Raw genomic sequence first — 13,880 nt, 5'->3', positions numbered from 1 at the left:
CGTTGCGCCGGCGAGTGAGCAATCACCATTGTCCGAATGCGTCCGCCTTGAACAACTTTCAACACACTAAATAGCAAAACGGTGTTTCAATACCTATGCATTGAAACACCGTATTTTCTATAGTGATTTATGAATTATGAAAGAACCTCGTTCTTCAGCTCATCTCCATTGATATAAGCCTGCGCATTCTCCATAGTTGTCTCTGCAATGTTAGTGAGCGCTTCTTCTGTAAAGAATCCCTGATGGGAGGTCATGGTTACGTTCGGGAAGGAGAGAAGTCTCTGGATCAGGGAAGTCTGCATGATGCTCTCAGACAGATCTTCGAATACATAATCAGATTCCTCCTCATAAACATCCAGTCCAACCGCAAAGAACTTATGGTCGCGGATACCGGAAATCAGATCCTCCGTCTTGATAAGACCGCCACGGGAAGTGTTTACAAGGATAACTCCATCCTTCATCTGGGCAATTGTCTTTTCGTTGATAATATGCTTCGTCTCATCTGTAAGCGGGCAGTGCAGGCTGATCAGATCACTGGTAGCCAGCAACTCATCAAGAGAAACGTATTCCAGGAAGTCAAGATTCTTGTTTGGGAAAAGATCATATGCAATGACCCGCATTCCAAATCCCTTGCAGATTCTTGCCATAGCCTGACCAATTTTACCAGTACCGATAATACCGGCTGTTTTCTTGTAAAGGTTCACGCCCATAAGACCGCTTAAAGTAAAGTTGTTCTCACGGCATTTGATATAGGCCTTGTGAGTGTGACGGTTAGCTGTAAGAGCCAGCGCCATTGCGTGCTCTGCAACAGCCTCCGGAGAATACCCTGGAACACGCAGAACTTTTATGCCATATTTGTGAGCTGTCTTAAGATCCACATTATTGTAACCAGCGCAGCGCATAAGGATTAGTTTTACACCCTGCTGATGTAATTCTTCAATAACAGGAGCGCCAAGGTCTGCATTTACAAAAGCACAGATGGCTTCATAACCGTTTGCAAGAGAAGCGGTCTCCTCGTGGATATTTGCTTCAATAAATTTAATCTTAATATCTGGAAATTCAGGTAAAAGTTTTTCAAAAAACTGCTCGTCATAATTTTTGGTTCCGTAAAATAAAATTTTCATTATTTCTGGCTCCTTTCTTGTGGCAGCCGCTCTTTTGTCTGGGCTGTTCACCTTCGCTTTGTTTGTTTTAGTGTTCCTCAACTTACAGTGGGATTATACGTTATTTTTTTGAAGAAAAAAAGAGGAAAACGGAAAGTTTTTTAACTTCGTCGAAATCGTTAAAAGAATATCAATATAGAAATGAGATTAAAACGAATTTTAAAATTGCACAGAAATTAATACATGGCAAAATGTGCAATATGTATATTTTAAAAGAAAATATAAGCATATAATCTGGCAAAATATGACAGTTACACTAAACTAACATTGACTATTATTTAACATAAAATAAGAGGAATACACATCTAAAAAGGCAAAAAAACAGGAACCTAAATGGAAAAATGGTCACTTCTCACTCCGTTCACAGTAACGAAAATTGTTCTCATTTAAGTTCCTGCGGTTCAGATTATTCTCCTAACCGATACAGATCCTCATAAAATTCCGGATAAGAAATCTTCACACAATCTCCACCCTTAATAGATAGCGGTCCATCACAGAGCAGTCCTGCAACAGCGAAAGACATAGCCACTCTGTGGTCCAGATAAGAATCAATCTCTGCGCCGTGAAGCGGTTTGCCGCCATGTATGATCATTCCGTCATCTGTAGGCGTAATATCCGCACCCATGCGGGAAAGGTTCTCGGCCATAACCAGAATTCGGTCTGATTCTTTTACTTTAAGTTCTTTTGCATCCTTGATCACGGTGGTTCCCTCTGCGAAAGCGGCCATAACTGCAATCATCGGAATCTCGTCGATAAGAGTCGGAATGATTTCTCCGCCTACTGTTGTACCGTGAAGAGAACTGGTGCGAACAAGAAGATCAGCGGTAGGCTCTCCTTCCATATTTACATTTAAGAGCGTAATGTCAGCCCCCATATCTTTGCACACACGAAGCAGTCCGTCTCTTGTGGGATTGATTCCCACATTCTTCAGAAGAATCTCACTGCCTGGCACCAGAAGTCCGGCAGCGATGAAATAAGCGGCAGAAGAAATATCCCCAGGTACTGTAATTTCTCTGGCAAAAAGAGATGGTTCCGGAGCAATGGAAGCGGTAGTTCCCTCAGAAGTTACCTGAGCTCCAAAGTAGTTTAACATGATTTCTGTATGGTTCCTGGAAAGAACCGGTTCGGTGACGCTGGTAATTCCGTCAGAATACATTCCCGCCAGAAGTACACAGGATTTTACCTGAGCAGAGGCAACTGGTGAATCATAGTGAATGGCCTTCAGAGGATGACCTGCAATCCGAAGGGGAACACAGTTATTTCCCTTTATGCTTGCAATATCAGCGCCCATGGAAAGGAGAGGCGTCATGATCCGTTTCATGGGACGGCTCTGGATAGAGTCATCGCCGGTAAGCTCCGATACAAAATTTTGTCCTGCAAGAATACCGGAAATCAGGCGGGTAGTTGTGCCACTGTTTCCAACATCCAGAATATCAACAGGGGCAGATAATCCGTGGAGTCCTTTTCCATGAACCAGGATTTCTCCGCTGTTATTCTCAATATCAATGCCCATTTTGCGGAAACAGGAGATGGTGGAAAGGCAGTCAGCTCCTTCCAGAAAATGGGTGATCTTTGTGGTTCCTTTGGCAAGGGAACCGAACATGACGGCACGGTGGGAGATGGATTTGTCGCCTGGGACTGTAAGTTCTCCGTGGAGATTTGTAAGTTTTTTTATTTCCATAATAATCGTTCCTTAAATATAAAGTTTAATACAGCAAAAACAGGTATCGACTATATTACTTATAAAGAATTAGACGAGTCAATATGGCGTTTACTTCATATTTGCTGTATTGATACAGAGTTTGTCTGAAAAACTAATTGTAATGTATCCAATAAACAACTGTCGGTACGCAGGTTATCGCTCATAAACAATATAATTGCGCTTTTTCAAAAGTGCAATGGCCTTTTCCATAGCGTCTTCTTCATAAAATTCGATTTTCAGAACACCCTGCTCAAATTCACGGTTGTGGATAATTCCGATGTTCTTAATGCTGATCTTATCCATGGCAAGGATGGTGGCAATGGTAGCGATTCCGCCGGCCTCATCTGCAATATCCAGATAAAGCACATAAGCCTTGCGGATAGGACCATTATCCACAACATCAATGGAATCACGGTAATCCCTGGAGCTTGCAAACATCTGATAAATAGCATCTGCCTCCTTCCCATCTGTAGCACAGTTGTCTACAGAACAGCGGATCTGGATCAGCATGCGGATATAGTCGTCCAGAACATTGGAAATGTTCTCATGGTTTTCCATGCAGATCTGCTGCCACATAACGGGAGAGGAGGAGGCAATCCTCGTAATATCGCGGAAACCGCCTGCTGCGATGGTCTTCATATATTCGGCATCGTTGTCCAGAGTTTTTACCAGATTTACAAGGGCAGAAGCAATAATATGGGGCAGATGGCTTACACCTGCTGTAATAAAATCATGCTCTTCAGCTGTAAGCACCATAGGGATAGCACCAAGAGAACTGATCAGTTCTGTAAAATCTGAAATATATTCCAGTCCCACTTCTCCGCCCGGGGTAAGAATATAGTATGCATTTTCCAGAATGCGCTCGTTGGAATGGTCGAAACCGGTTTTCTCAGAACCGGCCATAGGGTGACCGCCGATAAAGCAGTCTGTCATTCCCAGCTCATCCACTTTCTGATGGATGATTCCCTTTACACTTCCCACATCTGTGATAATGCAGCCTGGCTGGCGGATCTCTTTCAGATATGCAAGGCACTCCAGGTTGATCTCTACCGGAGCACATAAAAATACATAATCACAGGATCCAAAGCGTGGATCCTTCATTTCCTCACAGACACCATCTATAATGCCGGTGCTGATGGCAGAGGCAAGTGCTTCCTTACTGCGGTTATAGGCCAGAATGTGGTAATCCGGATGGTACTTCCGGATGGCCTTGGCGATAGAGCCGCCGATCAGACCGAGACCGATAAAACCGATTGTCTTCATAATATAATGTCGTTTCCTTTCCTTCGTTAAAGTGAAAAATTATCTTATGATATTGTACGAGATTCCTCGCAAATTGTCAATTCCTACAGAAATGACAAAATAATCTAAACTTTTTTGAAAAAAGACCGTCAAAATCCCAGAAAATACTTGAAATTCTTCTGAATATTTAGTAAAATATGAACATATTAGACAAACAGGGAGGTATTACATATGGACGTTTTTAGAACTGACCGAATCAGAAATGTAGTGCTGTTAGGACACGGCGGTGCTGGAAAGACAACTCTGGCAGAAGCAATGGCATATCTTGCCGGCTTGACCAACCGTTTAGGCCGTGTAGAAGATGGCAACACAGTCAGTGATTATGATAAAGAAGAAATCAAACGACATTTCTCTATCACTACATCTCTGATTCCGGTCCCGTGGCAGAAGAACAAGGTAAACATTCTGGACACTCCCGGATATTTTGACTTCGTAGGAGAAGTTGAGGAAGCTGTCAGCGCTGCAGACGCAGCAATCATCGTAGTATCAGGTAAGGCAGGGGTACAGGTTGGTACCCAGAAGGCATGGAATCTCTGCGAGAAGTATAAACTTCCGCGAATGATTTTCGTTACCGATATGGACGTGGACGATGTAAGTTACCGTAAGGTAGTAGATCAGCTTACCGAGCTTTATGGCAAGAAGATTGCCCCGCTGCATTTCCCGATCCGTGAGGATGGCAAGTTCGTGGGATATGTTAACGTTGTGAAGCAGGCCGGAAGAAAATATATCGACAAGGGACAGAAGGAAGAGTGCGAGATTCCTTCTTATCTGGATGAGTACCTTGAGAAGTATCATGATATCCTGATGGAATCTGTAGCAGAGACCAGCGAGGAATTCATGGATCGTTATTTTGAGGGAGACGAGTTCTCCGTTACAGAAGTTTCCGCAGCACTTGCCGCCAATGTACAGGATGCAAGCATTGTTCCAGTATGCATGGGATCCCCGATCAATCTTCGCGGCGTATCCAACCTTCTGGACGACATCTGCGGATATTTCCCAAGCCCGGACAAACGTTCCTGCAACGGTATTTCCCAGAAGACCAACGAGATTTTTGAAGCAAATTACGATTTCGCTAAAGCAAAATCAGCATATGTATGGAAATCCATCGTGGATCCATTCCTTGGCAAGTATTCCCTGATCAAGGTTTGCTCCGGTGTTATCAAATCTGATGATACCCTTCTCAATGTTGAGAAAGGCACAGAAGAGCGCCTGAATAAATTATATGTTCTTCAGGGTTCCAAGCCCATCGAAGTTCCAGAGCTCCATGCAGGTGATATCGGTGCAATTGCCAAATTAGTCAGTGTTCAGACTGGTGACAGCCTTGCCACCAAGGCGAATCCGGTTCTTTATCCGAAAGCAATTCTTTCCACACCTTATACCTATAAGAGATTTAAGGCTGTGAACAAGGGGGATGAGGATAAGATTTCCCAGGCTCTTGCCAAGATCATGAGCGAAGACAGGACTGTTCGTGTTGAGAACGATGGTGCTAACCGTCAGAGTCTGATCTATGGTATGGGCGATCAGCATCTTGATGTTATTGTCAGCATGCTGAAAGAGCGTTATAAAGTTGATGTAGAGCTTTCCAAACCGAAGGTTCCATTCCGCGAGACCATCCGCAAGAATTCTGACGTAGAAGGCAAACATAAGAAACAGTCCGGCGGACATGGACAGTATGGACATGTTAAGATGCGTTTTGAGCCGTCTGGCGATATGGAGACTCCATACGTATTTGAGCAGGTTGTTGTTGGTGGTGCAGTTCCGAAGAACTACTTCCCGGCAGTCGAGAAGGGCCTTCAGGAATGTGTTCAGAAAGGACCTCTTGCAGCATATCCGGTAGTTGGTGTAAAGGCTACTCTTTATGATGGATCTTATCATCCGGTAGATTCCTCAGAGATGGCGTTTAAGATGGCTACCATCCTTGCATTCAAGAAAGGCTTCATGGATGCTTCTCCGGTACTGTTAGAGCCAATCGTTTCCATGAAGGTTACAGTTCCGGATAAATATACAGGTGACGTTATGGGCGATCTGAATAAGCGCCGCGGCCGTGTTCTTGGAATGAATCCGGATCATAACGGAAATACCATTATTGAAGCTGACGTTCCTCTTCTTGAGATTTATGGATATTCCACAGATCTTCGTTCCATGACTGGTGGAAGTGGTGACTTCTCCTACGAGTTTGCCCGCTATGAGCAGGCTCCTGGTGATATCCAGCAGAAAGAGATCGAAGCAAGGGCAAGTAAGGTTGACGCTGCTGATGAATAAGTAGTATAATGAGACGGAGAATTTCTTGAAGAAGTTCTCCGTCTTTTATGATGGAAGTTCATATGAGGAAAGAAGGAGGAATATTATGAACAGAAAAGGAATCAAAAAGATTATGCTGTTTTTACTTGCTTTTATGCTTGTATTTCCGGTTTATTCATTTGGAAAAGCAGAGGCGGTTCAGGCAGCAGCATTAAAAGCACCGAGGCTTTCCAAGGTGGTACGTGTAAACAAAAGTGTTAAAATTACCTGGAAAAAGAGTAAAGGCGCTTCAGGCTACTATGTTATGCGTAAGACAGAAAATAGTTCCTGGAAAAAAATCAAAACTGTGAAAGGCGGTTCCAAAACATCTTACACAGATAAAAAAGTGAAGAGTGGAACTACATACTACTACACAGTAAAAGCCTACAAAGGAAAGAAAGTAAGTTCCTATAACAAAAAAGGACTGAAAATTGTTTATGAGGTGCCAACCACAACGAAACCGGATACTGCCGGCGGAAATACCACGGCAACAGGTTCCACTGTTGCAAATACAGCTTCCGAATATACCATTGAAACGGATATGGTACTTTCTGGTTCCGGTTCCGGTTACCATGCGAAGCTGGTTGCCTGCACGGCGACCTCTGCAGTAAGCTTTGGTATCCAGTATGACAAACATGCAAGAGCTCCCTATACAGGTAAGGCATGGTTCATGATCGAGAATGTAGCCCACAATGGTGCAGGCGGTCAGAACTATATCTGGGTTCAGGAAGCGGCCAGAGATAAGACTTACCATGTAATGCTGACTGTGAAAAAAGACGGAACCTGCAGCTGCTACATCAACGGCAAACTTGCCAAAACAGTTAAAAACAGCAGTCTTGCAAACACAACTGTCTATCTTCGCGTAGAGGGTTCTGCAAGATTAAACGGAGATTCTGTAAATGCCACATTCAGCAATATTGAATTGAAGGCTGACGGCAAATATTATGCAGATAAGATCTGGGGTACGCATGACTTCACAACCAATAAGGGAATCAAGGCAGATGCTTCCGGATATGCGGCTTCCAAGCGAATAACGATTAAGGGAAAAGTAAAAGGACTGGCAAGTGGTCAGGACTGGGATAGTGCATACGAGCAGGTATCCGGAATCATTCAGTTTGTGAACTGATAGAATGAGATATAGTAGAATGACAAATTATTCTAAATGGACATGCTGCTGCAAGTGACATCACTATATATGAAATAAAAACAGCATTCAGACAGAATTATGAAGAAGTATATTCTGTCTGGATGCTGTTTTATTTATAAAATAATAATCTTAATATAGCATTTACAGGATCTTAGTTGTCCATTTACTGCAGTCCCACACCTGTGAAACCACATCCTGATAAAATTCCGGCTCATGGCAGATGAGAAGCACACTTCCACGGTATTCCTTTAATGCCTCCTTCAGAGCCTCTTTTGCATCCACATCCAGGTGGTTGGTAGGCTCGTCAAGAAGAAGGACATTTGTCTCTTTGTTTACCAGCTTGCAAAGGCGGACCTTGGCCTGCTCACCGCCGGAAAGCACACGGACCTGACTCTCAATATGTTTGGTGGTGAGACCGCATTTTGCAAGTGCGGAGCGGACTTCATACTGGGTATAAGATGGGAATTCTGCCCAGATCTCATCAATACAGGTAGTTTTATTGTCACCTTTTACCTCCTGCTCAAAATATCCGATCTGCAGATTGTCCCCTAATTCCCTGGTTCCCTTCAATGATGGGATCAGACCAAGAATACTTTTCAGAAGAGTTGTTTTTCCAATTCCGTTGGCACCTACAAGCGCGATTTTCTGGCCTCTTTCCATGGAAAGGGTGAGAGGGCGGGAAAGGGGCTCGTTATATCCGATCACAAGATCCTTTGTCTCGAAGATGTATTTGCCAGGGGTGCGTCCTTGTTTGAAATGAAACTCCGGCTTTGGTTTCTCGGCAGCCAGTTCGATCACATCCATTTTGTCCAGCTTTTTCTGGCGGGACATTGCCATGTTTCTGGTGGAAACCCGGGCCTTGTTTCTGGCAACGAAATCCTTCAGTTCGCTGATTTCCTGCTGCTGGCGGCGATAAGCCGCCTCTAACTGAGCTTTTTTCACTTCATAGACTTCCAGAAAGTGGTCATAATCGCCTACATAACGGTTCAGCTCCTGATTTTCCATATGATAAACGATATTGATTACATCATTGAGAAACGGAATATCATGGGAAATAAGGATAAAAGCATTCTCATATTCCTGGAGATAGCGTTTCAGCCATGCAATGTGCTCTTCATCCAGATAGTTGGTGGGTTCATCCAGAAGAAGAATATCTGGTTTCTCCAGAAGCAGCTTGGCAAGGAGCACCTTGGTACGCTGTCCGCCGCTGAGATCTGTGACATCACGGTCAAGTCCAAGATCCAGAAGACCAAGTGCCCGGGCAACCTCTTCTACTTTGGAATCAATTACGTAGAAGTCGTGCATGGTCAGGGTATCCTGGATAGTTCCCAGTTCCTCCATAAGAGTTTCCATTTCTTCCGGGGAGGCTTCACCAAGGGAATCACAGATGGTATTCATTCGTTCTTCCAGTTCAAAAAGCCAGGAAAAAGCAGATTTCAGCACGTCGCGGATGGTCATGCCAGGAGCGAGGACAGAATGCTGGTCCAGATAACCTACGCGGACATTTTTTGCCCACTGAATCCTGCCCTCATCTGGCATCAGTTTGTCAGTTACAATATTGAAGAAGGTGGATTTTCCCTCTCCGTTGGCGCCTACCAGGCCAATATGTTCTCCTTTTAAAAGACGGAAGGAAACATCATGGAAAATGGCTCTGTCACCAAAGCCGTGGGTAAGGTGTTCAACATTTAAAATACTCATAGATAACTCCTGTTCTTAAATCAGAGCGCGTTTGAAACAGGCTCCGGTGTATATAGATAGCAGCTTGCGGTTTGCAGAGCAGCCGTTTCGCAAATTCAGGGCTGCATGCAAAGAGGGAAAAACGGTTACAATCAGGATAGCTGCTGGATTCCTGCAATATCTGGTGAAGCCATCAGAGAATAGTTTGTATAATAAACTACAAATCCCGGTTTGGCTCCAGCCGGCTTCTTCACATTCTTTTTCTGGAGATAATCAATCTCTACCTTTGGTGCAGTGCGTCCCTTGGAATAAAAGGCTGCAAGATTTCCTGCTTCTTCAAAGGTGCGGTCCGGAAGTGTGCCGTCTTTTGTCTTTACCACAACATGGGAGCCCGGCATCTTTTTGGCATGGAACCACCAGTCATTTCCTGTGGCAAATTTAAAGGTTAGCTCATCATTCTGGTAGTTGTTTTTTCCTACATAAATATCGTAGCCATCGCTGGAAACATAGTGGAAGGGTTTGGATTTCACCTGCATTTTGGCACCTTTTTTGTTTCCGTAGTGGCGCTTTACATAGCCGTATTCCATCAGCTCTTCCTTGATCTGGGAAAGGTCGCTCTCCTCAGCGGCAATGTCCAGGGCATTGGAGATGGATTCCAGATGTTCGATCTCGCTGGTGGTGTCTGCAATCTGAACCTCCAGAGCTTCCTGAGTACGTTTCAGCTTACCGTAACGATCGAAATACTTCTTGGAATTCTCCTGAGGAGTCAGGGTAGGATCAAGAGGAATAGTGATTTCTTCTCCATTATAATAGTTCACAGCCTTAAAGGATTTGCAGCCTTCTTCCAGGCCGTAGCCGTAGGTGTTGATCAATTCGCCGTAAACCTTGTATTTGTCCTTTTTCTCAGTGTCTTTCATCTGCTTCTGCTGAAGGCTTAATTTTTTGCGGTTGCGGTCAAGGGCAGTCTGGACGATCTTTCGGAGGTCCGCAGATTTCTGACGGATACGGGTGATCACGTCGCGGGAGGCATAATAGGTTTCCAGCATCTCTGACACAGATTCAAAGGTCCGGGTGGTGAAGCCTTCTCCATATTGGGAAAAAGGAAGAACACCGTATTCAACCGGCTCGTCCCCTTTGAAAACAATAACCGGGGTAAATTCTTCCCCACGGATCTGCTCCATTAAACGGGTAAATTCTGTATAAAGCTGCTCTTTGGTATTCTCATCTAATGTCTGGACATCGTCATTTCCATCAATGGAAGCGCGATAGCAAAGTTCCTGAGCCATTACCGGGCTGAAACCGGTAAGCGTCTGATAGAGAGCTTTGGAGACGGCATTGGATCTGCCGCAAACTTTCTCCATGAAATCCTCTCTGGAAATGGTAAGAGGATCCAGCTTGTCCTGAGTGTGGGGGATGAAATAAGGGCGTCCTGGCAGAACTTCACGTACAGAACTTACGTTGCAGGATACGTGCTTGATACTGTCCAGGATCATATTATTATCATCACAGAAGATAATGTTGCTGTGCTTTCCCATCAGTTCCATAATGAGAACCTTATGGCATACATCGCCAAGTTCGTTCAGGTGCTCCAGCTCAAATTCTACAACACGCTCCAGACCAGGCTGGCGTATCGCAGTGATCCTGGCGCTTCCGATGTGCTTGCGGAGAAGCATGCAAAAATTAGGAGCAGTCAAAGGGCTGATCCGGTTTTTGCCTGTAAAATAGATCAGAGGCAGGGAGGCGCTGGCGGAGAGAAGCAGACGCTTCTGACCATTTGCACCTTTTCCGGTGATCAGCAGTTCGTCACTTTCCGGCTGGGCAATTTTGTTAATGCGTCCCCCGGAGAGATTTTTATTTAATTCAGAAACCATTGCAGCAATGGTAATTCCGTCAAAAGCCATAAAAAACTCCTTTCTGCTGACAGGTTACCGGTCGCTCCGTGACCAGTAACCGTGACATGCAGACTTTATTATAACAGCAAAAAAAGGATTTGACTAGGGTTTTAGAATGAACTATAATAAATCTGTATGCGTAGGCAACTGTGAACGGTAACCTGCGTAGAGTTATTGCCTGAATATCAGAGACGATTCTGTTATGCGGAATAGTACTCTTTTCAGACAGTATTCGGAATAAAAATAAAGAAAGAGATTACTATGATAAAAAGTATGACCGGCTTTGGAAGAGCCGAGGTGATTACAAAAGAGCGGAAAATCACCGTTGAGTTAAAATCCGTCAATCACAGATATCTGGATCTGAGTATCAAAATGCCAAGGAAGCTGGTTTTCCTTGAGGGCGCGATCCGGAATCTTATGAAGACCTATATGCAGCGTGGTAAAGTGGATGTGTTTATCACATATGAGGACTACACCTTAAGCTGTGGCGCACTGAAGTATAATAAGGAGCTTGCAGGAGAATATCTTGCATATATCCGTCAGATGGCAGAGGAATTTGGCCTTGAGAACGATGTGAAGGCAGGAGCTCTTTCCCGTTATCCGGACGTGCTGACTATGGAGGAGCAGTCTGTAGATGAGGACGCATTGTGGGCAGTTCTGGAAGCACCGCTTCGTGAGGCCTGCGAGAAATTTGCCCAGTCCCGTGCAAGCGAGGGAGAGAATCTGAAGAACGACCTGATCGCCAAGCTGGATGCTCTTGATGAGAAGGTAAGTCAGGTAGAAGCCCGCTCTCCGGAGGTTGTGGATTCTTACAGAGAGAAGTTGGAAGCCAAGGTTCATGAGCTTCTGGAGGATTCTCAGATCGAAGATTCCCGTATTGCAGCAGAAGTTGTCCTGTTCTCCGACAAGATCTGCAACGATGAGGAAACCGTCCGTCTCCACAGCCATATCCAGGGAATGAAGAAGATGCTGGAGGAGAAGGAAGGCATCGGACGCAAGCTTGATTTTATGGCACAGGAGATGAACCGTGAGGCAAATACCATTTTGTCGAAATCAAGTGATCTGATTATTTCCAATATAGCGATTGATCTGAAGACAGAGATTGAGAAGATCAGAGAACAGGTTCAGAATGTGGAGTAACCTAGTACATCGTTTTCGAAATAACTATACCACTCACTTGTCTGTGAATCCGATTGCACAGGTATAAAAGCCTCGGCGTAGCCCGCTACGCCTGCGTTTTTATACCTGCACACTCGAATCCACATCCTACGTGATTGGTATAGTTATTTACGAAGCGATGTACTAGAGAATCAAAGACGTAAGCTTTCCATATTGACAGAAGGGTGAAAACATGGCAAAATTAATCAATATCGGATTCGGCAATGTGGTGAATTCCCAGAAAATCGTAGCTGTGGTAAACCCGGATGCCGCTCCGGTGAAACGAATGGTTCAGAGTGTGAAAGGTTCCAATTCCCTTGTGGATGCCACTCAGGGAAGAAAGACCAAGTCCGTGATCGTTACTTCAGACCACATTCTGATATTATCTGCGATCCAGCCGGACACGATCGCCCGCAGATTTGCAGAAGTTATAGAAAATAAGGGAGAGGGCCATGAGTAGAGGAGTTTTGGCAGTTGTTTCCGGATTTTCCGGAGCAGGAAAAGGCACCATTATGAAAAGCCTGATGGCGAAGTACGACAATTATGCATTGTCTGTATCTGCCACCACCAGAAACCCCAGACCAGGGGAAGAAGACGGAAGAGAATACTTTTTCCGCACAAAAGAAGAATTTGAGGAAATGATCCGTCAGGATCAGCTGATCGAATATGCCTGGTACGTGGAGAATTACTACGGCACACCTAAGGCTTATGTGGAGGAGCAGTTGTCAGCAGGCAGGGATGTGATCCTGGAGATCGAGATTCAGGGAGCTCGCAAGATCAAGAAGAAATTCCCGGAAGCTGTGCTGGTATTTGTAACAGCGCCCTCCATGGAGGAACTGAAAGAGCGTCTTGTTGGAAGAGGCACTGAGACTGCGGTAGTGATCCACCAGCGTCTTGCAAGAGCTGCACAGGAGGCAGAAGGAGTTGACGAGTACGACTATCTTCTGGTGAATGACCAGCTGGAGGATGCTGTAGACAGGCTTCATAATATTATTCAGAGCGAACATTTCGCCATGAGGAGAAACCTTGGTTTTATCCATGAGATCCAGGCACAGGCAGCAAAGTTTGTGGAAGAATAATCCAAATAAAGAGCAGATGAAACTGCCATAAAATGAAATATCGATTTGCAGATTTATTCACGAAAACACAGTTTGAAACTGCGAATCTTTATAAAAATAATAACAATAATCACAATTTTTGAAAGGAGTATATATATGATCCATCCATCTTATTCTGAGTTAATCGAAGCAATCAATACGAACAATGAGGACGACGATGAGAGCATGGTGCTCAACAGTCGTTATTCCCTGATTCTTGCTACAAGCAAGCGTGCGCGTCAGCTGATCGGTGGTGCAAAGCCGTTGGCAGACAATGTTAAAGGCAAGAAACCTCTTTCTATCGCAATTGACGAGTTATATCACGGCAAGGTTAAGATCCTTCCAGGTAAACATGAGGAAGAGGATTTAGCAGAGATCGCAGGACATTCTGCAGAGGAAATTGCTTCTGAAGAACCTGTAGCTGCAGTTGATCCTGCTGAGTCTGAGGAGAGTGCAGAATAA

General features: G+C 44.6%; 11 protein-coding genes. 6 read left to right on the top strand and 5 right to left on the bottom strand.

From position 1 onward, the window contains the following. Positions 1 to 134: 134 nt before the first annotated feature. The 3 genes from AB5642_RS01795 to AB5642_RS01785 all read right to left on the bottom strand — a co-directional run bounded on the left by AB5642_RS01795 (position 135) and on the right by AB5642_RS01785 (position 4,128). The gene (locus AB5642_RS01795; protein ID WP_148461961.1) at positions 135 to 1,124 is read right to left on the bottom strand and encodes a 2-hydroxyacid dehydrogenase; all 990 of its coding nucleotides are present in this window, start codon (positions 1,122 to 1,124) and stop codon (positions 135 to 137) included. Between the two features lie 445 nt (positions 1,125 to 1,569). Next, positions 1,570 to 2,844, bottom strand: a complete 1,275-nt coding sequence (aroA, locus tag AB5642_RS01790; RefSeq protein WP_368366417.1) for a 3-phosphoshikimate 1-carboxyvinyltransferase — start codon at positions 2,842 to 2,844, stop codon at positions 1,570 to 1,572. Between the two features lie 174 nt (positions 2,845 to 3,018). After that, positions 3,019 to 4,128: a prephenate dehydrogenase gene (locus tag AB5642_RS01785; RefSeq protein ID WP_173717731.1), complete on the bottom strand. Its 1,110-nt coding sequence runs from the start codon at positions 4,126 to 4,128 to the stop codon at positions 3,019 to 3,021. 210 nt (positions 4,129 to 4,338) lie between these two features. Between AB5642_RS01785 and AB5642_RS01780 the strand changes: the two genes are divergently transcribed. Next, positions 4,339 to 6,429, top strand: coding sequence for a translation factor GTPase family protein (locus AB5642_RS01780; RefSeq protein WP_118578841.1), 2,091 nt, complete (start codon positions 4,339 to 4,341; stop codon positions 6,427 to 6,429). Between the two features lie 85 nt (positions 6,430 to 6,514). Further along, on the top strand, positions 6,515 to 7,573 hold the full coding sequence (locus tag AB5642_RS01775) for a hypothetical protein (RefSeq protein ID WP_368371422.1): 1,059 nt from the start codon (positions 6,515 to 6,517) through the stop codon (positions 7,571 to 7,573). A gap of 162 nt (positions 7,574 to 7,735) precedes the next feature. Here AB5642_RS01775 and AB5642_RS01770 read toward each other — a convergent pair whose 3' ends face one another. Further along, on the bottom strand, positions 7,736 to 9,292 hold the full coding sequence (locus AB5642_RS01770; protein WP_368371421.1) for an ABC-F family ATP-binding cassette domain-containing protein: 1,557 nt from the start codon (positions 9,290 to 9,292) through the stop codon (positions 7,736 to 7,738). Positions 9,293 to 9,423: 131 nt separating this feature from the next. Continuing rightward, entirely contained in the window at positions 9,424 to 11,172 is a 1,749-nt protein-coding gene (locus tag AB5642_RS01765; protein WP_173769075.1) for an NFACT family protein, read from the bottom strand. 252 nt (positions 11,173 to 11,424) lie between these two features. Here AB5642_RS01765 and AB5642_RS01760 point away from each other — a divergent pair, with 252 nt between their 5' ends. The 4 genes from AB5642_RS01760 (at position 11,425) to rpoZ (ending at position 13,880) form a co-directional block, all read left to right on the top strand. Beyond that, positions 11,425 to 12,303, top strand: a complete 879-nt coding sequence (locus AB5642_RS01760) for a YicC/YloC family endoribonuclease (protein WP_173769074.1) — start codon at positions 11,425 to 11,427, stop codon at positions 12,301 to 12,303. 211 nt (positions 12,304 to 12,514) lie between these two features. Then, a complete protein-coding gene (locus AB5642_RS01755; protein WP_118578014.1) occupies positions 12,515 to 12,781 on the top strand; it encodes an extracellular matrix/biofilm biosynthesis regulator RemA family protein in 267 nt (88 codons plus the stop codon). Beyond that, on the top strand, positions 12,774 to 13,400 hold the full coding sequence (gene gmk / locus AB5642_RS01750; RefSeq protein WP_173769073.1) for a guanylate kinase: 627 nt from the start codon (positions 12,774 to 12,776) through the stop codon (positions 13,398 to 13,400). Before AB5642_RS01755 ends, gmk begins: the two co-directional genes overlap by 8 nt. A gap of 135 nt (positions 13,401 to 13,535) precedes the next feature. Beyond that, positions 13,536 to 13,880, top strand: a complete 345-nt coding sequence (gene rpoZ, locus AB5642_RS01745) for a DNA-directed RNA polymerase subunit omega (RefSeq protein ID WP_173769072.1) — start codon at positions 13,536 to 13,538, stop codon at positions 13,878 to 13,880.

The organism is Ruminococcus sp. 1001136sp1_2201st1_G3_2201SCRN_220225 (genome assembly GCF_040924365.1).
Classification (GTDB): domain Bacteria; phylum Bacillota; class Clostridia; order Lachnospirales; family Lachnospiraceae; genus Blautia_A; species Blautia_A faecis.
This window is presented reverse-complemented; position numbering and strand designations above follow the sequence as displayed.